Annotated in this window: 12 protein-coding genes; 4 read left to right on the top strand and 8 right to left on the bottom strand. The window is 59.1% G+C overall.

Features of this window, described 5'->3' with window-relative positions; genetic code table 11:
* Positions 1-409 precede the first annotated feature (409 nt).
* From KKY_RS19445 to KKY_RS19915, 3 genes are all read right to left on the bottom strand, one after another.
* Complete coding sequence (locus KKY_RS19445; protein WP_014130131.1) at positions 410-2,599, bottom strand: hypothetical protein; 2,190 nt, start codon at positions 2,597-2,599, stop codon at positions 410-412.
* A 115-nt stretch (positions 2,600-2,714) separates the two neighbouring features.
* Positions 2,715-3,050: a DUF7007 domain-containing protein gene (locus tag KKY_RS20455; RefSeq protein ID WP_014130130.1), complete on the bottom strand. Its 336-nt coding sequence runs from the start codon at positions 3,048-3,050 to the stop codon at positions 2,715-2,717.
* On the bottom strand, positions 3,050-3,265 hold the full coding sequence (locus KKY_RS19915) for a helix-turn-helix domain-containing protein (RefSeq protein WP_083823958.1): 216 nt from the start codon (positions 3,263-3,265) through the stop codon (positions 3,050-3,052). Before KKY_RS19915 ends, KKY_RS20455 begins: the two co-directional genes overlap by 1 nt.
* A 266-nt stretch (positions 3,266-3,531) precedes the next feature.
* Here KKY_RS19915 and KKY_RS04530 point away from each other — a divergent pair, with 266 nt between their 5' ends.
* Positions 3,532-4,725, top strand: a complete 1,194-nt coding sequence (locus KKY_RS04530; RefSeq protein ID WP_041529097.1) for a tyrosine-type recombinase/integrase — start codon at positions 3,532-3,534, stop codon at positions 4,723-4,725.
* A 352-nt stretch (positions 4,726-5,077) separates the two neighbouring features.
* Here KKY_RS04530 and KKY_RS04525 read toward each other — a convergent pair whose 3' ends face one another.
* Positions 5,078-6,361, bottom strand: a complete 1,284-nt coding sequence (locus KKY_RS04525; protein WP_014130127.1) for a glycosyltransferase — start codon at positions 6,359-6,361, stop codon at positions 5,078-5,080.
* A 334-nt stretch (positions 6,362-6,695) separates the two neighbouring features.
* Here KKY_RS04525 and KKY_RS04520 point away from each other — a divergent pair, with 334 nt between their 5' ends.
* Positions 6,696-7,013, top strand: a complete 318-nt coding sequence (locus tag KKY_RS04520; protein WP_014130125.1) for a plastocyanin/azurin family copper-binding protein — start codon at positions 6,696-6,698, stop codon at positions 7,011-7,013.
* Positions 7,014-7,656: 643 nt separating this feature from the next.
* Positions 7,657-11,154 carry an autotransporter outer membrane beta-barrel domain-containing protein gene (locus KKY_RS19440; protein WP_014130124.1) on the top strand — a complete coding sequence of 1,166 codons (3,498 nt, stop codon included), beginning with the start codon at positions 7,657-7,659 and terminating at the stop codon, positions 11,152-11,154.
* Between the two features lie 75 nt (positions 11,155-11,229).
* Here KKY_RS19440 and KKY_RS04505 read toward each other — a convergent pair whose 3' ends face one another.
* A complete protein-coding gene (locus KKY_RS04505) occupies positions 11,230-12,450 on the bottom strand; it encodes an NAD-dependent epimerase/dehydratase family protein (protein WP_041528581.1) in 1,221 nt (406 codons plus the stop codon).
* A gap of 268 nt (positions 12,451-12,718) precedes the next feature.
* Positions 12,719-14,215: an MDR family MFS transporter gene (locus tag KKY_RS04500; RefSeq protein ID WP_014130121.1), complete on the bottom strand. Its 1,497-nt coding sequence runs from the start codon at positions 14,213-14,215 to the stop codon at positions 12,719-12,721.
* Between the two features lie 269 nt (positions 14,216-14,484).
* On the opposite strand from KKY_RS04500, the gene ggt reads away from it, so the two are divergent.
* Positions 14,485-16,215: a gamma-glutamyltransferase gene (gene ggt / locus KKY_RS04495; protein ID WP_014130120.1), complete on the top strand. Its 1,731-nt coding sequence runs from the start codon at positions 14,485-14,487 to the stop codon at positions 16,213-16,215.
* Positions 16,216-16,575: 360 nt separating this feature from the next.
* Here the strand turns inward: ggt and KKY_RS04490 are convergent, their stop codons facing one another.
* Both KKY_RS04490 and KKY_RS04485 read right to left on the bottom strand, forming a co-directional pair.
* Positions 16,576-17,376, bottom strand: coding sequence for an IclR family transcriptional regulator (locus KKY_RS04490; RefSeq protein WP_014130119.1), 801 nt, complete (start codon positions 17,374-17,376; stop codon positions 16,576-16,578).
* Positions 17,377-17,623: 247 nt separating this feature from the next.
* Positions 17,624-18,916, bottom strand: coding sequence for a saccharopine dehydrogenase family protein (locus KKY_RS04485; RefSeq protein ID WP_014130118.1), 1,293 nt, complete (start codon positions 18,914-18,916; stop codon positions 17,624-17,626).
* Between the last annotated feature and the right edge of the window lie 51 nt (positions 18,917-18,967).

The following is an 18,967-nucleotide window of genomic DNA, read 5'->3' as shown; positions in this document are numbered from 1 at the left end:
GAAAGGTAATTCTTCACTCTCTGGGACCGGCGTGGGGGCACTTCTTGTGCTAAACCGTCCAAAAATGAGTAAAATAATACCGTAAAAACTTGCGCTTACCCGGCTGGAACTGGCGGGTGATCTGAGGGGAAACCGGCCTAATCAGTCGCCGGGTTGTTGCAAAACCGCATCCCGGTAGAAAAAAGCGTTTAAATTCAGAAGGTTAAGTGGCGATTGGAGCAAACCTCCGGGATGTCCGGGATTGTTTTGCCCTCCCGCCGCCGTACAATGGTTCTCTCTTTTCCCTCTTTTCCTTTCTTAGATAGAGAAAAGAACCCGGCAATCCCGGTAAAGTTATTAACTACTTGATATATTGAGGTTTTTTCTACCGGGATGTATTTTCTCACATCCCGGTAACATCCCGGTAGATTTACGCGGCTTGCTTCGCTTCAACCGTTTCCAGCGTATAGACCTTGGAATTGGTAACCGGATCAGTCTTGCTCATCAGGCGTTGCTTACCAACAGTTCGACCTGTGATTTTTCGAAGGTAATGCCCAAGCCGTTTGGGATTGATGCTGCCTCTGCCATCGCCAGCAATTTCTAGCAGGACAGGTGATATGGCTTTCGACCCGTTTTCATTGGCCGCATCGGGTTTGGCCGATGTGAATTCCTTGTTCGCACGGCTTATCAAATCAGCAGCAAGAAAACTGCGGTCGCCGTCCTCCCTTTCCGGCCATGCGGCAAACAATTGCTTGATGCCCAACAACTCGGGGTCTTCTTCACGCACTTTTTTAATCGAAGCCACCGGATCACCCATACCAAGCCATACAAGCGGCTCTCGCACCATCCGACTCCACTGTCCAAACGAGTTAAATTCTGAAAGCTCTACGCGGTCGCCCCCCTCCTGAACGTGCTTGATATATGCCTTCATGATTGTGAGTGCACAGCCAAGATATTTTTCGCGATTGGCCTCGATCATAGCGAGAGGTTCTTGTTCGAACTTCCTTGTTTCGGGCTGGTCCATGTTTGGATCGAGGTTAGCAAGTACCGTTCGTCGTACCAAATCGCCCTGATAAAGCGTATTCACCCCATTCACACAAATCATGAAGTTATTCTCGATTTCTGGCATTTCACTTTTGCCAAGGATACGAACTGCCACGCTTGGACGTTCGATGATCTGTGCCAGAAAGTCGCCTTTGACGACATCGTTAGCGTTGTCGATACAAATGATCGGATCGCCGGATAGCGCTGCCGCTCCTAGCCTTTTTTCGGCTTCCTCATCACTCGAAGGAAATGCCACCGGCTTCACCCTCTTTCCAAGAGCGAGCTTGGAGATTAACTCGCCATGATAGCTTTTCCCTGCGCCGTAATCCCCAGCCCTAACGGCGGTCATCGGCGCAACATTGATCGACGGCCTCGCGACCCCTGTTAGAAGACCGGCAGTTAGAACCGCGAGGTCCACGCTTTTCGGTCCCGTTTCAGCAATCGGAAACTCTCTCAAAAGCCCGTTGAGAATATCTAGCGCGGCTTCCGCATCTGCTCTGGTATCTCCCACCACTATTTCGCCAGGAGGAAGAATTAGGAAAAACTGCGACTCCGGATCGTAACCGGGAGTTTTCGCTACTTCCCCGTTTTCGCGAAGAAGCGGTGTCCAACGGACGCCCTTAAGTTTGCGAAATTGCCAATACCCGAGGCGAGTCAAAAGCAATTCGGCAAGCTCTTTCGTCGGTTTCGCGGGAACCTGAACTGTTTTCTTTTCGTTGCCGCGTCCACGGGTTTCAAACTTGGCGAAATTGCAGTGTTCTGAGATGTGATAGAGCAATCCGTTTGCATTCAAGCGATGCAGAGGCCCCTTCATAGGATCGTCCGCGATCACGCGGTAAAGGCCGTCCATATACTGAAATATCTCTGCCCCTGACCGAATGAGTTGGTTCTCAATCTGAACGACCATTTCCTTGGTTTTGACCGTGTAAAAGATCAATTCGTCTAGCTTCTCAACCCGACCCTTTAATTCTTCGAGCGTTCCGCCAGCCTCAAAGAAATCGGTAACGTCAGAATTCACTGGCATGTCTTCGAAGCGAACAACCGAAACGCTCTTGGCCATACTGCGAAGCGACCGACGAATTTTCGCAGTCCGCTTCCTGCCGTTTTCGTCGTTATCTTCGTAAATGATGCAGTCACGGCCTTTTAGCTGCTCGCTAAATGATTGCTGCCAATTGCCGGAGCCGTATGGGTTTGTAACGGCAACCATCCCCTTCGCACGAAGCGTTTCGGCATCCTTTTCGCCCTCTGTAATCGCGACTGGCGCGCGAGGATCGGACTCTCGAAGCTCTTTGGCGCGATAGAGCAAATCGGGATGATCGCCCTTGCCATGTTTCCAAACCCAATTGTCTTCTGGACTCAATCGAGCGCCATGGCCGGTCGCATTATATCGAATGGTCGAGAATTGCTTTTGACCCTCAGCGTCAAGCCATCGATGGATTTCATAGGCCGGTGCGTCTTCTGGCGTCAGAAATACGTAAATGGCCTCTGCCGTCATCTTTGTTGGATCGTAATTCGTATCCTTGTCTGTGGCAGTCCAATTGCTGCCGGTTTCGTCATAAAAATTCTTATTTTCCATATAGTTATATCTGTGAACTCAGATATCTTTCTCCTAGTCTGTTTCAGTTCGTTTTTGGTTCGACCGCCCCACCATTGGAGCGGCTATTTAATGCGCCGGAAGGCCCGGCGCGGGGTTAAGCGGCTTGCTTTCGTTCGCCGTCTGGCGGGTTAGGCAGGTCGTATTCTGGAAAGCTGTCCTCGAAAATCTCTGCGATCTGCGCCCACGACAGTTCTGGAAAAGCGTGAGGGAAAAGCGCTGCGGCTAGAACCCAATCGCAATCTTCTTCAAACCAGCCATCGCCCGCGAATAGATTATCACGCCAAAGCTGTGGAACTTCGGATAGCCGATCTTCATCAAGGCTAACGCCGCCATGATAATCGGTTTCGATCCACCAGATACCCGGCGCAATTTCTTCAACGCTCTCGACGTTGCCCCAAGGGCTGTCATTGCCTTCGTCTAGCCAATCCATCACGCGGCCTCCCGCTCGACACGGTTTGAAGCCGCATGTTCTTGGGCTTCTAGCCAAGCTAAAAGCGTTGATCGCCTTGCCATGATTTTCGATCCCAGGCGAAACGTTGGGATTGTACCGTTTTCGGCAAAGTGATATATTGTACGCTTAGGCAAAGATAAAAATTCGGCAATAGCCCCTGCCCCGTCCAGAATTTCATTTTTTAAATTATCCATTTTAAATATTTCCAATTTTGTTTTTAAGTTGACTTCCTTTCCTGCATCGCTTATTTTTAATTTAAGCTAGAAAGAATTTGCGTATTGACAATTAATACTGTCACATAGTTCGCAGCTATACACGATATACTTTAGATTGTCAATGCCGTTTGGATAAAATCTCGCTTAGGCGGGATTTTTTGCGTTTACGGCCTGTGATTTTTCATGTTGCGTCAAAGTCCGTTAGTCGATAGTGTCGCTTAGCTATCGACCGCAGGGACATGGAAATGGCTGTAAAAACACGCAAATGGACAACGGCCAAAGGCGAAGAACGCGAGGCTTATGTCGTTCGATACACAGATCAGAACGGCAAACGTCACCTCAAGACGTTCGATAAGAAGAAAGATGCAAAAGCGTTCGATTCAAAAACCCATGTCGAGGTTATGGGTCGCATCCACGTCGCGGACTCCGAAACAGTGACGATTGAGCAAGCCGGTAAATACTGGCTGGAATCCTGCGCTGAGGCCGATTTAGAAGCTTCCACCCTTGCGCAATATGAGCAGCACTTAAGGTTGCATATTGTGCCAGCGATTGGACGCCATCGGCTCAATGAAGTGACCGTCCCTTTTGTGCGCGCTTTCACTGACAAGCTGGCCAAGGATGGCAAGTCAAAGCCAATGGTACGCGCCGTCCGGGTTAGCCTTGGAGCCCTGCTTTCAAATGCTCAGGAGCTTGGCCTTGTAGTGCAAAACTCCGTCAAGGAGATGGGGCGAACCAGAAACAAGGCAGCCAAGCGTGTAGAAGCTCGAAAAGAGAAGGACGTTGAGGTCGGCGTTGAGATTCCAACCTTGGACGAAATCCTTGCCATAATCGAAGCCGCTTCTGGCAAGGCCCGCGTTTTTCTCATGACAGCCGCGTTCACCGGAATGCGCAGTAGCGAACTTCGCGGCCTTCGTTGGCCTGACCTGGACTTCGAATCGAAGACAGTTGCGATACGCCAGCGCGCCGATGCTCAACTTAAGATCGGTTCGCCAAAGTCGAAAAAGGGAAAGCGTGCGATTCCCCTGCCCTCGCGACTTTGCGATAGCCTAAAAGCTTGGCAGAAAGAATGCCCAACGGGCAAACTGGACTTGGTATTTCCTAACGGCGCTGGCAACGTCGAGTACTATGCCAACATCACAAAGCGGTGGTACTACCCGGCTCAGTTGGCCGCTGGCGTGACCGTCGAGACTGACGAAAAGGACAAAAACGGGCAACCTATAATGGTCCCGAAATATTCTGGACTTCACGCGCTCAGGCACTTCTATGCGTCGTTTTGCATAAATCCGAAAAGCCGTCGCGGCCTCGAATTGCCGCCGAAGGTTGTCCAAGCTCGCATGGGTCATGCATCGATCCAATTGACGCTCGATACGTATGGCCACCTGTTCCCAAGCACCGACGATTCAGCCGAACTAGACGACGCTTTGGACGCAATATTCTAGGTCATTTGCGACAACGCGCGACATGGCAGCGACATAATGCAAAAAATGCTATATTTTTCAATGCTTCTTTCCGGACTCTGACTCCGTTAGTCCTGGTTCGAATCCAGGTTCCCCAGCCAATCCTTCCAAAAGGCCAACCGTTCCCATCGCGTTAGCGCCAACGGCGCCGGCCGAGTCGCATCATACCCAGCGGCTTGCCGCCGGATATGATGCATGGCGGACTGGGCGGCCTACTGATCGGGATGTTTGGGGCATTTCCGCTGCTCTCCGGATCGCCAAAAACCTCGGGGGTTGTTTGGTCGCGTTTCCGAACCGGACATCTGGCGCCCTTTAAGGACCGGCGGGCGCCGGATCATCGTGTCCCCCAGCGATTGTCGAGGATGGTGAACAGCGCAACCAGCCGCAACGGGGTGAGGATGACCACGTGCAGCAGGCTGTAGAGGGGCGCGAGCAGCACCAGCCTTGGTTCGCGCAGGATCAAAGAGACATTGCGGAACAAGCCGGCGGCAATCACATAGGCGATCCAGATGGCCAGGATCGACCAGGCGCCCACCACCGGATTGAGAAACAGCACGTTGGCGATTGTGGAAAGATAGAAGAACCAGAAGAAGAGCTCGAGAAAGCTCAGCAGGCCGGGGAACGAGAGGACGCCAAAGTCCTTAACGGCCAGCATGGATTCGCGCAGGAAGCTCTTGTTCCAGCGAAGCTGCTGCTTGATGAACTGGAGCGGGCTGGTGGGGACTTGGGTGGACGCGAGCGCATCGAGAGCTATGACCACCCTTCCCCGGCGCAGCGCCAGGGCGGTCAACCGCCGATCATCGCCAAACTGCACCGACGCGCCAAGGAAGCTTTGTTGCACCCATTCGGCTTTCACCTCCCGCAGGAAATCCGAGCGATAGACCGACAGGACACCCGACGCGCAAAGCGCCGAGCCCATCACGGACTGCGCCGCCCTTTCCACCATAAAGGCGTTGCGGTAGCGGGCGTCGATGAGCTTGCTCAGCCAGTTGTCGTTGCGATTGAGAGCCTTGATGTTGGCGGTGACGGCCGCCGTGCGGTCATCCATGCGCGCGAGAAGATTGGCCAGCGCTGCCGGATCGAGGACCGTGTCGGAATCCAGAAGCGCCGCGTAGGTCGAGATCATATGGTCGATGGCGACACCCAGAGCATGACGCTTGCCGGTGTTGGTTTCATGCCGGATGACCAGCACACGCGGTTCATCGCGAAAAATACGCGTGAGGAGTTCAGCAGTGCTTGCCGAGCGCGAACCGTCATCGACCGCGATGACGCGCCCGACCCGCACATCGTCCTGCGCCAGCGCACTCCTTATGCTGGCCCGGATCAATTCGGGGTCTTCGTTGAAAAAGGCAATCGCCACATCGATCGAGAGATCGCCGGTTTTCCGGCGGGGCTCCCGGGCAAACCGCGCGCGGTAGATCTCGGCCAGAATGATCTTGCCGGTGACATATCCGATAACCAGAACGCCATAAAAGGGGATGGCCGCAGCATCGGGTACGACAAGATGGGCAAGGATGATGGCGATGGCACCGGCTATGGCCGTCACATTGACAAGGGTCGTCAAGATCCTGAGTTTCGACGGAGGGGCCGATTGTTCAGCCAGATCGGTACGCGACATTGCACTCTCAAAGCATGGTTCGGGTTGGAGGCGGACGGGATCGGGCCGATGCGACGATTGCCAAGGCGGCGAGCTTGCCCCTGTCCGGACGTTCGGACCGGCCGGCATTGTCAGTCTGTCCGGTCGGCCGTACGGATGTGCGGGTCACTCTATCAGGCTTGAAACGCGGCGATCGGCCGGACATGTTTCAGTCCGTGCATTGTTTTTCTCATTGCGTGCAATCGTGGCTCGGCCCATCGCGCCTGTCATGGCCACTGACTATGGAGGAGCGGCCGCGCCGCAATGGAGCTGTTTCCGAAACGGCGGGCAAACTGCAAACCCAAGGAGTGCCAACTTGTCTTTTCGTCACATTTTTCCGGGCGCATTCGCGCTCGCTCTTGCGCTGACCGCTCCGGTTTTCGCGGCCGATCACGCAGTCGATATCCAGGGCATGGCGTTTTCCGTGCCGGTGCTCGAGGTCGCCGTCGGTGATACCGTCACCTTCACCAATCTCGATGGCGCACCACACACGGCGACGGCCACTGACGGCTCGTTCGATACCGGCCGCCTGACACAGGGCCAGAGCGCCACGATAACCATCACCGAGGCGGGAACGTTCGATTATTTCTGCGTCGTGCATCCGTCGATGACGGCAAGTATCACCGCGCAGTAATGTGCCCGGTGCCCATCCCGCTGCCTTTCATTCCCTTGCGCGCCTACAATCGGGGCGCTCGGGTCTGGTGGCAGCGGAATGGGCTGGACCACCCCCCTTTTATCCATACCGCTCCCTTCCAGCGCGACGTTCCGATTCACGCTCGGTGATCGTCTGGTCCTGATCGCGCTCGGCTTTCTCCTTGTCAGCGCGAACCTGCGCCCGATGCGGAAAAAAGATGCGGTCAGCCGCCGATCCAGTATGCCGTTCCGGCTTCGATTCGCCGATCGGGGCTTTCAGGCTAATGGCCCGAGAGCCGAAAGAGAGGTGCCCTCAGCGCGTTGCCGGCCGCGGAATGCCCAATGCGTGCATGTCTTTTCTCATTGCGTGCAAACGCAACTCACCACGATGGCGCAAGCGACAATTTCCCGATTAACCAAGGACGACTGCGCGCAGGCTGGCACCCTGTCGCTTGCGCGCGGCCGTGCGCGGTCACTTCGCCGCGCGCACAAGAACAAGAAATTGAGCCTCTCGTGCCCAAGGGATTTATATGCGCAACGACCCTATTCTGAAGAACCCGAAGACCGATCCTCTATTGGTGATGGCCACGCCTACGGCGCACTCGTGCGCGCCAGTTCGAGCGGAAAGTGTTTGCGGTTCAGGCATGGCGATTGCGGGGCGGGTTCTGCGTGGGCCGGGTGTCCGCGCGATCCGTGTCGCCCTGCTCAGTACCGTAGCGCTGCTCGCGCTCGCGCAGATGCCGGCCTTCGCGGACGGCGGGGACGGGGGCGGCGATCAGGGCTCGGGCGGGGCATCAAGCCTCACTGGGGCTGGAGAGGCGGGGCTCGATGGTGATCTTTCCGTCCCTTTTGGCAGCGGCGGTGGCGGCGGCGGCGCTGGGGTGACAAGTGCCGGCGACGGCGGCAATGGCGAACGCGGCAACGGTTCGGGCGGCTTTTCTGCGGGCGGGACGGGGGGCGCGGGCGGCGCTTCGAACGGCGCTTCCGGCGGCGACGGTGGCAATGGGACCTCCAATTTTGCGGCCGCCAGCGGCGGGGGTGGGGGTGCGGGCGCTGCCGGCTTTGTGGCTGACGACAGTCCGGGCGCTCCCGTGATTGGTGGTGCCGGTGGATCGGGCGGCACGGGCGCGGATACCAACAGCAGCGACGGCCAGGGTGGCGACGGTGGCGGCGGCGGAGCGGGCGGCTTTGGTTTCGTGCTCACAGGGGATAATCCTGATGTGACCTTGCCCGCGTCCACAGGCGGAGATGGTGGCCAGGGTGGAAGTGGCGGCGATGGTGGGGTTTCCACCGGCGGCGGGGGCGATGCCGGTGGTGGTGGCGACGGCGGGATTGGCGTCGTGGTCCAGGGCGGCAGGGATACATTGACGGTCGGCGCCACCGAGCAGGTGACGGGCGGTGATGGCGGTGATGGCGGCGACGGTGGAAATGCCGCGCCCGGTTTCATCGAGGGCGATGGCGGTGCAGGCGGCGTCGGCGGGACCGGCATCCTGGCGTCCGATATCGGCGCTCTCACCATTCTGGGAACTGTACAGGGTGGCAGTGGTGGCGTTGGTGGCGACGGGGGCGATGGGGGCGATGGGGGTTTCGGACCCGATGGCGCTTCCGGGCAGGGCGGCATTGGCGTACAGGGCGCCAATCTGGGCATTGTTCTCGCGGGTACCGTGCAAGGCGGGTTCGACGGCGATACGGTGGTTCGGGCGTCCGCAATCGAATTCACCGGCGGCTCGAACACGCTTTCGCTCAGAACGGGATTCTCGATCATCGGTAATGTCGTCGCCAACGGCACGGATGACGTGCTTGATCTGGGCGGGTCGACCGACGAGACGTTTAATGTCTCGCTGCTCGGCTCCCCGCGATTTGAGGGTTTCGAGGCCTTCGAAAAGTCCGGGACAAGTACCTGGACCCTCACGGGCACGACCACCGAAACGACGCCCTGGACAGTAACCGGCGGAACCTTGTCGATTTCCGACGGCGCCGCCCTCGGTGATGCGACCGGCACGCTGACCCTCGATGGCGGCGCGCTTGCCGTGACCAGCGCCACAACGATCGGTAACGGTGTGTCGCTCGGCGCTGGCAACGGCACGATTTTCGTCTCGCCCGCGCAACTTGCCATAGCGAGCGGTGTCATTTCGGGGACCGGCGGCTTGACCAAAACCGGCACCGGCGCGCTCAGGCTTTCGGGCGTCAACAGCTATACCGGCGGGACCACGATCGCCGAAGGCATCTTGATCGCTGACACGACGAGCCTTCAGGGCGACATCGTCAACAACGCGACACTGACTTTCGATCAGGCATCGGAGGGCACCTTCGCTGGCGACATTTCCGGCACGGGCAGGATCACCAAGGGCGGCTCTGGCGTGCTGATTTTGACTGGCGCCAACAGCTATAGCGGCGGCATCATCATCACCAACGGGACTCTGGTCGGGAATACGACAAGCCTTCTGGGTGACATCAACAACGGGGCGGCGCTGGTGTTCGACCAGGCGGAAGAAGGTACCTATGCTGGCGTACTCTCCGGGGCCGGGACCTTCACAAAGGACGGTGCGGGCGAACTCACACTCACCGAGGATAGCTCAGCCTATACCGGCACGACCGATATTCTGTCGGGCCTGCTCATTATCGATGGATCACTCGGGGGCTTCGTCAACATTGCCGGTGGCGCGCTTGGCGGATCGGGAACGCTTGGCAACCTCTCCGTTGCGTCAGGCGGCACGCTGGCGCCCGGCAATTCCATCGGCACGCTCAACGTTGTCGATATCACCATCGATCCTGACTCGATCTACGAAGTGGAGGTCAACAGCGCGGGTGCGTCCGACCTCATCGACGCCAGCGGAACAGCCACCATCAATGGCGGCACGGTCAACGTCGTTGCTTTCCCCGATTTTGCTCTTGGCACGACTTACACCATCTTGACTGCGGCAGGCGGCATCGACGGAGTCGGGGCTTTCGACTCCGCCATCTATGGTTCAGATTCGATTTTCATAACCCCTACTCTTACCTATGACGCCAACAATGCCTTTGTGACGCTCGCCCAGACGACGGACTTCGCTGACGTCGCAGCAACGCCCAACCAGGTCGCGACCGCAGAAGGTATCGCATCGACTGGCTCTGGCGAGCTCTCCAACGCCATCTTGGTCCTCGGCAGCAATGCCGAGGCACGGGCCGCATTCGATTCCCTCTCGGGTGAAATCCACGGCTCGGCGCAAACCGCGCTGCTCGAAGACAGCCGCTTTGCGCGCGAGGCGGCGCTGGACCGATTGCGTATCGCGCTCGGCGGCGTTGGCGTCGCCACCGGTCTGGCCGATCAAGAGTTACCCGAAGGCACCGGCTTGTGGGCCCAGGGTTTCGGCGCGTGGAGCCATCGGGATGGCGACGGCAATGCCGCAGCGCTGGATCGCAACACCGGCGGTCTGTTTATTGGCGGCGACGCTCCGATCACCGACGACGTGACGCTGGGGTTGATGGCCGGCTACAGCCAATCTTCGCTGGCCGCCTCCGATATCGCCTCGTCGGCAACCATCCAAAGCTATACGATCGGTGCGTATGCGGGTGGTGAATGGGACGGTTTCTCGCTCAAGGGCGGGGTCACCAATACCTTGCACACCCTCGATACATCTCGAACGGCCGCCTTTACCGGCTTTTCCGACACTCTCGATGCTTCTTATGGCGCCCGGACGTTCCAGGCCCATACCGAAGCAGCTTACAGCGTTGCGCTTGGCGATGCCCGTTTCGAGCCGTACGCCAATCTCAGCCATGTGAGCGTGACGACTGACGGCTTTACCGAAACCGGCGGCGCCGCGGCGCTCAGTTCGAACGCCCAGGGCAACAGCGCCACTTTCGCCACGATCGGCGTCCGCGGAGAAGCAACGATCGGGCTTGGTGAAACGTCGGCAACGCTGTCGGGCGGCATCGGCTGGCAGCACGCTTTTGGCGATGCACCGAGCACAACCCATGCCCTTGCCGCCGGCGATGCCTTCACGGTGGCGGGCGCCCCGCCGGCCCGCGATACGCTGGTCCTCGATGCCGGATTGGAGCTCGATATCAGCGACGCCGTCACGTTCGGGCTGTCCTACAGCGGTCAGATCGCATCGGGGTTGTCCGACCACGGCGCCAAAGCCAGCCTTAATGTCCGTTTCTAGGCTGGATGCATGTCGGGGCAAATCGGACAAGCGCGAGGCTGGGCGCCGCGACAGGACGCGAACGCGGGTGCTCTTTCACCGCAGGGCGAATCGCGGTGCTTCGATCTGCGGAATTTCACGCTCGACCCCGCCCGACCAGGAAACTGTTGCCGGTATGGCGTCGAAATTGGCCCGCTCGATAAAGCGCAGGGCAATATCGACCGTTTCGGTGAGCAGCGCATCGCGCAGGAGGATCGGTTCGAGCCCAAGGCCCCGCAGGGTCGCGTTGGAGACGGCCAGCTCATTCTCGGCCGCCTCGCTGCGCGGGTTGTCGACATATTCGATTTCGGCTCCGGTAAGGCGGGAAACCAGTTCGGCGAGATCGCGCACCCGGTGGGTTTCGGCAATCTGATTGATGATCCGAACCGGATCGCCCGCTGCCGGCGGGTTGTCGAGCGCCAGCGCGACGCAGCGCACCGTGTCCTGAATGTTGATGAAAGCACGAGTCTGCCCGCCCGTGCCATTGACCGTAAGCGGATGCCCGGCCGCTGCCTGCATCAGGAAGCGGTTGAGCACCGTACCGAAATCGCCGTCATAGTCGAAGCGGTTTATGAGTGCGGGATCGAGACGGGTTTCCTCGGTCTGGGTGCCCCAGACGATGCCCTGGTGCAGATCGGTGATCCGGAGGTGGTCATTGCCGGCATAGAACTGGAACATCAACTGATCCATGGATTTGGTCAGGTGACAGATGTTTCCCGGCCTGCTGGGATAGAGGATCTTGCGGGGATAGCGGGCGCCATCGGGGCCGTCGATATTGATGTCGAGATAGCCCTCGGGGATTTCCAACCCGTCGCTTCCATAGCCGTAAACGCCCATGGTTCCCAGATGAACCAGGTGAGCATCGAGGCGGAGTTCGGCCATCGCGGCCAGAACGTTGTGCGTGCCGTTGATGTTGTTGTCGACCGTATAGACCTTGTGCGCGGCATCGCGCATCGAATAGGGCGCGGCGCGCTGCTCGGCAAAATGGACGATCGCGTCGGGTCGCACCGACGCCAACAGGCGCCGAAGTTCGGGATAGTCGTGCGCGATGTCGAGTTCGACGATATCGATGTCGTGCCCGCTGACATCTTTCCAGGTGTTCAGGCGTTCATCGATGCTGGCGATGGGCGTGAGGCTGGGGGCATCGAGTTCTTCGGCGATGCGGCGGCGCGCGAAATTGTCGGCGATGACGACTTCGTGCCCGAGTGCCGACAAATGAAGCGACGTTGGCCAGCCACAAAAGCCATCGCCACCGAGAACAAGAACCGTTTTAGACATAGAAGAGACCTTCCTTCGCAAAGCCTTCGGCTCGGCGAATTGAAAATTCGTCTGACGGTTTCGGCTGTCCCCCAAGACTGTTGGCACAAAGCCAATATACGTGCTTCTACGAAAACCGATCTGTACATAACCCGTTCGTGATTTAACTCAAGTTAGGATTTTGTGAACGGTACGTTCTTGTAGCCATTCAAATCGGCCAAAGTCCGCCAGAAAAAAGGCGCCGCCCGAGGGCAGCGCCTTATTTCGGCGGTTCTTGCTTTTCGTCCGGTCAGTGCCCGGGCACCGGTTCGGCGCCGAGGGGCTGTGCCGGCGGCCGGCGGATGAAAAATGCCGCCACGATCGCGAACATCGAGATGATCGCGCCGCACAGGAACGCCAGTTGGATACCCTGCGACATGGCCGGGACCGCCTCGACGCCATCGGCGACCAGATCGGCGGCGCGCAAGGTCATCAGCGAGACGAACAGCGCAATGCCCGCCGCACCGGCGACCTGCTGGATGGTACCGATCACCGCGCTACCATGCGAATAAAGATGACGCGGCAGCGAGCCGAGGCTTGAGGTGAACAGCGGGGTAAACATCAGCGCCAGCCCCAGGCTGAGGGTAATGTGCAGGCCGAGGATGAAGTAGATCGAGGTGAACTGGTTCAGCGTGGTCATGCCCCAGAGCACCCCGCTCACCAGAACCGTGCCCGGCACGATCAGTACCGTTGGCCCGAACCTGTCGAAAAGACGCCCGACAAATGGAGCCATCAGCCCCATGACGAGTCCACCTGGAAGCAGGGTCAGCCCCGTCTGGGACGCATCGAGCCCCAGCACGTTCTGCATATAGATCGGGAGCAGGATAAGCGAGCCGAACATGGCCATCATCGAAATCGCCATCATGATGACGCTGACGGTGAATACCGGTGTTCCGAAAGTCCGCAGGTCCAGCAGTGCCGCGTCGCGCTTCTGGAGAGCGAACTGGCGGGTGATGAACACGCCGAGCCCGACCACGCCAACCACCACCGGTACCCATGCGGGAAAGACCGTCGTCCCGCCTCCATGGGATGCGTCACCGCCCAGACTGCTCAATCCATAGACCAGCCCGCCGAAACCCAACGCTGCAAGAATGACCGAGAAGACGTCGAGCGGCGCCTTGGAAGGAGTCGTCACGTTCTGGATCCTTGCCGCACCCAGAGCCAAAGCGGCAAGAGCGATGGGCAGCACCAGATAGAACATCCAGCGCCATTCGAGATGCTCGAGAATGAACCCGCCTATTGTGGGACCCAGGGCGGGCGCCACCGAAATGACGATTGAAATATTGCCCATTGTCCGCCCACGGGATTCGGGTGGCACAAGGTTCATGACCGTGGTCATGAGCAGCGGCATCATGATGGCGGTGCCGCAGGCCTGGATGATGCGCCCGACAAGCAGCACTTCAAAGCCCGGCGCGATGCCCGAAAGCAGCGTTCCGGCGCTGAATGCCGACATGGCCAGGATAAAGACCGGGCGTGTATTGAGCCTTTGCAGCAGATAGCCCGTGATCGGGATGACCACGGCCATCGTCAGCATGAAGGCTGAGGTCAGCCATTGCGCGGCGCTGGCACTGATGTCGAGGTCAGCCATCAGGTGCGGAATTGCCACGCTCATGATGGTTTCGTTGAGAATCACCACAAAGGCCGAAACCAGCAGCAGGCCAATAACCAGCCTGTTGCGGGCCGCGTTGTCGGGTTCGCCCAAAGGCGTCTGGGGCGCGGACGCGCCGTTCACATCGGTTGGTGACATTGGATATCTCTTGGTCTGGCGGGCCCGCCGCTCCAGCGCGCACGCAAAATTGGGCCGTGTTGAATCTGCCTGTTGAGACGGAAAGTCAAGCCATCGGATTTCAATCCCTTCATTCCACCACCGCATGACGGGCGAATTAGGCTTGCCCTCGTCCTCGTATGGGCTTTCACTGCGCAGGCTGGCCCTTGGGACAGCCACACTTCCAGAGAAGGGCCGCGCCGCCGCATTGGGGGAGGTGAAGCGACTCGAAACAAAGGATGAGGATTATCATGCATGTTCTACGTCACGGCGGAGCCTTGCTTTCCGCCGCTCTCCTTTCATCTGTACCCGTCTGGGCACAGGACGCTCCCCAACCCGAAGATACGACAGCCATTGCCGATAACGAGTCCGTGATGGCCGAGGATTTTATGGTGGCCTCGGCCCATCCGCTGGCCACGCAGGCCGGCTACGACGTTCTCGCCGCTGGCGGTTCGGCAGCCGACGCGGCGGTTGCCGTCCAGACCATGCTCGGGCTGGTCGAACCGCAAAGCTCCGGGCTCGGCGGCGGCGCATTCCTGCTCTATTGGGATGCTGAAACCGGTGAATTGGCGACCTATGATGCGCGCGAAAAGGCGCCGCTGGCCGCCGATGGCGATTATTGGCTCGACGAGAATGGTGAACCCATGGGCTTCATGGACGCCGTGATCGGGGGACGTTCAGCCGGCGTGCCCGGCACGCCGATGCTGCTCGAAACCCTTCATGCCGATCACGGCACGATGGATTGGGCCGAATTGCTCGAGCCCGCCATAGATACCGCCGAAAACGGCTTCACCGTGACCCAGCGCATGGCGGATTCGGTGGCCGGAGCGACCGGGCTCGATACGTTCGTGGAAACCGCCGAATACTTCCTTCCCGGCGGAGAACCGATTGCCGAGGGCTCGACCCTGACCAATCAGGCCTATGCCGATACGCTCAAACTCTATGCAGCCGAAGGCGCGGCCCCCTTTTATACGGGCGAAATCGCTCAAGACATCGTTGCGGCGCTCAACACCAATATCAACCCGGGCATCCTCACCATGGAGGATTTCGAGGCCTATACCGTGGAGATGCGCGATCCGGTCTGCATGGATTATCGCGGCTATGAAGTCTGCGGCATGGGCCCGCCGTCCTCGGGTGCGCTGACCGTTGGCCAGATTCTGGGACTGCTCGAACCCTTCGACATTCCGGCAATGGAAGATGGCGTCGAATTCCGTCACCTGTTCGCCGAAGCCTCGCGGCTGGCCTTTGCCGATCGCGGGCTCTATCTGGGCGATAGCGACTTCGTCGATATCCCCGAAGGCTATCTCGACGACGCCTATCTGGCCGAACGCAGCGCGCTGATCGATCCTGAAACCTCGATGGGCAGCGCGTCCCCCGGCGTTCCTCCCGGATGGAACGAAGCGCTGCTCGCGTCCGACATCGAGCGCCCGCGCGCCGGCACCTCGCATTTCGTCATCGTCGATGCCGATGGCAATGCGATTTCGGCGACGACGACGATCGAAAGCGGCTTTGGCAGCCGGGTGATGACCCGGGGCTATCTGCTCAACAACGAGTTGACCGACTTCTCGTTCGCGCCGGAAGCCGATGGCGCCCCCATTGCCAACCGGGTCGAGCCCGGCAAGCGCCCACGTTCGTCAATGGCACCAACCATCGTCTTTGAAAACGATGCTCCAGTGCTTTTGACCGGCAGCCCCGGCGGTGCGGCGATCATCCACTACACGGCCCTGTCGCTGGTCTCACTGCTCGATTGGGGCATGGACCCGCAAGAGGCCATCGACCTGCCGCACGTGACCAATTTCAATGGCGGCACCAACATCGAAGAGGGTGAAGGGTCCGAAGAACTGGCCGCCGGACTGGAAGCTCTGGGCCACGAGGTCAATGTCACCAACCTCAACTCCGGCCTGCACGTGATCAAGCTCACCGATGAGGGCCTGATCGGCGCCGCCGACAAGCGCCGCGAAGGCGTCGTAATGGGGGATTGATCCCGTTTCCGGCTGGCGGGCACTGTCCGCCAGCCGTTTTGGCGAGCCATCTCCCGCCGGTGTCATCCCGGCCCTGAGCCGGGATCCAGTACACTCAGCGCCTAGGACAGAATCGCCACCTCTGCCGGTTACCGGTCTTCGCCCGGGATGACAGCGTGGAGGTGAAACGAAATGGCCAACCAAAACCCGCTGTCATTCCGGCATTCATTGCCGGAATCCATCTAGAGCGCGTCCAGCAAAAGTGGAAACGGTTTTGCGGTTCGGACGCGCGACGAAACAACAACTTAGAGGATTTTCGCGATTCGAAGAAAAGCGGAAATGCTCTAAAGGCGCCACCCCTCAAACCCGGTCGCGTGTGCCTCACCGCCCCGGCAACTGCCCACCCAGAATAACCGTCAGTTCCTTTGCCGCCTCGGCGATCAGCCGCCCGAGCACGTGCAGCCGTTCGTCGCTGACGCGCACCGCAAGCCCGGAAATCGAAATCGCGCACAGGGCTTCTGCCTGTGCGTTATAGACCACCGCCGCGGCGCATCTGAGCCCTGTCACGAACTCCTCATCGTCGAGCGCATAACCCCGCTGGCGGATGGTGGCGATATCGGCGCGGAGCGCGGAAGCCCCGGTTATCGATTTTTCCGTTATCTTGCGGAGCCCGTGCCGGGAAATTGCCGCATCCACATCGGCGTCGGAATAGCTGGCGAGGATCGCTTTGCCCATCCCCGAGTTGACGACGGGCGCCCTGCCCCCGACCCTGGTGATCGCACGCATGATCTCGCGGCTTTCCACCTGGGTCAGCACCACAACCTCTCCGTCATCGACGATGCCGAGATTGACGGTTTCGCGGGTCTGGTCGCGCAGGCGGCGCAGGAGCGGGAGGGCCGGCGCCACGAAATTGCGCTGGCGCACGAAGGCCGAGCCGATGGTGAACGCGCCGCGCCCGACGTGCCACATGCCATCGGAGCGGTCGAACTGCACGAAGCGGCGCTGCTCGAGCGTGGTCAACAGCCGGTGCACGGTGGAAACCGAAAGGCCGGTGCGTCTGGCCAGGTCGGTCAGGCGGTAGCCTTCCTCATCCTCGCCAAGCACTTCGAGGATGGCCATGGCCCGGTCGATCGACTGCACGATACCCGAACGCGGCGGCGGGCTGGTCACCATTTCATTCATGGAGCAGTCCTCTCCAGCAAATTTCTCGCATAATCGCACCCGCAATACGAAACGGCCCGACAATAGACGCATTTTGCCCGCCAACCAGTCACAAGCGGCGATACCCCCTATGCCCAATCGGTCAGGGGCCGGCTCTTATGGATACCGATCGAGCGCCTGCCCTGTCGCTCAAGCTGCAAAAAACATTCCCGTCGCCGCAAACTGAAAAGGGCCCGCCGAAGCGAGCCCCTAAACAGCATTGTCGCGTTCAGCGCTTGCCGGCAACTTTTCCGGCAATGGCCGCCGCAGGCGGCGTCCAGCCCTCGAACGAGAGGTCGCGTTCGCCGTTCTCGTCGCGGATCGAGGTCTGGAGCCCCATCTTGTTGAGCAGACCGAGGAAGGGCTGCGGGGGCAGTTCCTCGACATTGACCATCTTGTGGCAATCCCAGGTGCCCTTCGCGACAAGGATCGCCGCGGCCACCGGCGGCACGCCGGCCGTATAGGAAATGCCCTGGCTGCCCACCTCGTTATACGCATCCTTGTGGTCGGCGACGTTGTAGATGAAGACCTCACGGTCCTCCCCGTCCTTCTTGCCCTTCACCAGATCGCCGATGCAGGTCTTGCCCTCATATTCGGGAGCAAGTGAGGACGGATCGGGCAGCACGGCCTTGACCACCTTGAGCGGCACCACTTCGAGCCCTTCGGCCGTTGTCACAGGCTGCTCGGAGAGCAGGCCGAGCGAATTGAGCACGGTAAAGACGTTGATGTAGTGCTCGCCGAACCCCATCCAGAAGCGGATATCGGGCACGTCGAGATTGCGCGAGAGCGAATGGAGCTCGTCGTGCCCCGACAGATAGGACGTGCGCTCGCCGACCACCGGAAGATCGTCGGTGCGCGAGACCTCGAACATCTTGTTGGTCTGCCACTGGCTGTCCTGCCAGGAATAGACCACGCCGGTAAATTCGCGGAAATTGATTTCCGGGTCGAAATTGGTGGCGAAATACTTGCCGTGCGACCCGGCATTGATGTCGATGATATCGATTGAATCGACAGTGTCGAAATATTCGTCCACCGCCAGCGCCGCATAGGCATTGACGACACCGGGATCGAACCCGGCGCCCAGAATTGCCGTCACGCCGGCCTTCTCGCACCGCTCGCGCCGCTTCCATTCGTAATTGGAATACCAGGGCGGCGTCTCACAAATCTTTTCGGGCTCTTCATGGATGGCCGTGTCGATATAAGCCACACCCGTTTGGATGCACGCCTCGAGCACGCTCATATTGATGAAGGCGGAGCCGACATTGATGACGATCTGCGACCGTGTTTTGGCGATCAGCGCCTTGGTCGCTTCGATATCGAGGGCATCGAGCCGATGGGCCTCGATAACACCGGGCTTTTTGAGGGACTTCTTTTCGAGCACGCTCGAAACGATGGCCTGGCATTTGTCCAGCGTGCGCGACGCGATATGGATATCGCCCAGCACGTCGTTTGCCATTGCAGCCTTATGGGCGACGACCTGCGCCACACCTCCAGCACCGATAATCAGCACGTTCTTTTTCAATTTTCACGAAACACCTTTTCAGAGGTTGAACCAAGCTACGCACGCTGTTCG

It is taken from the genome of Pelagibacterium halotolerans B2 (genome assembly GCF_000230555.1).
GTDB classification, from domain to species: domain Bacteria; phylum Pseudomonadota; class Alphaproteobacteria; order Rhizobiales; family Devosiaceae; genus Pelagibacterium; species Pelagibacterium halotolerans.
Note: the sequence above shows the minus strand (reverse complement) of the source record. Positions and strands in the feature narration are given on the sequence as shown.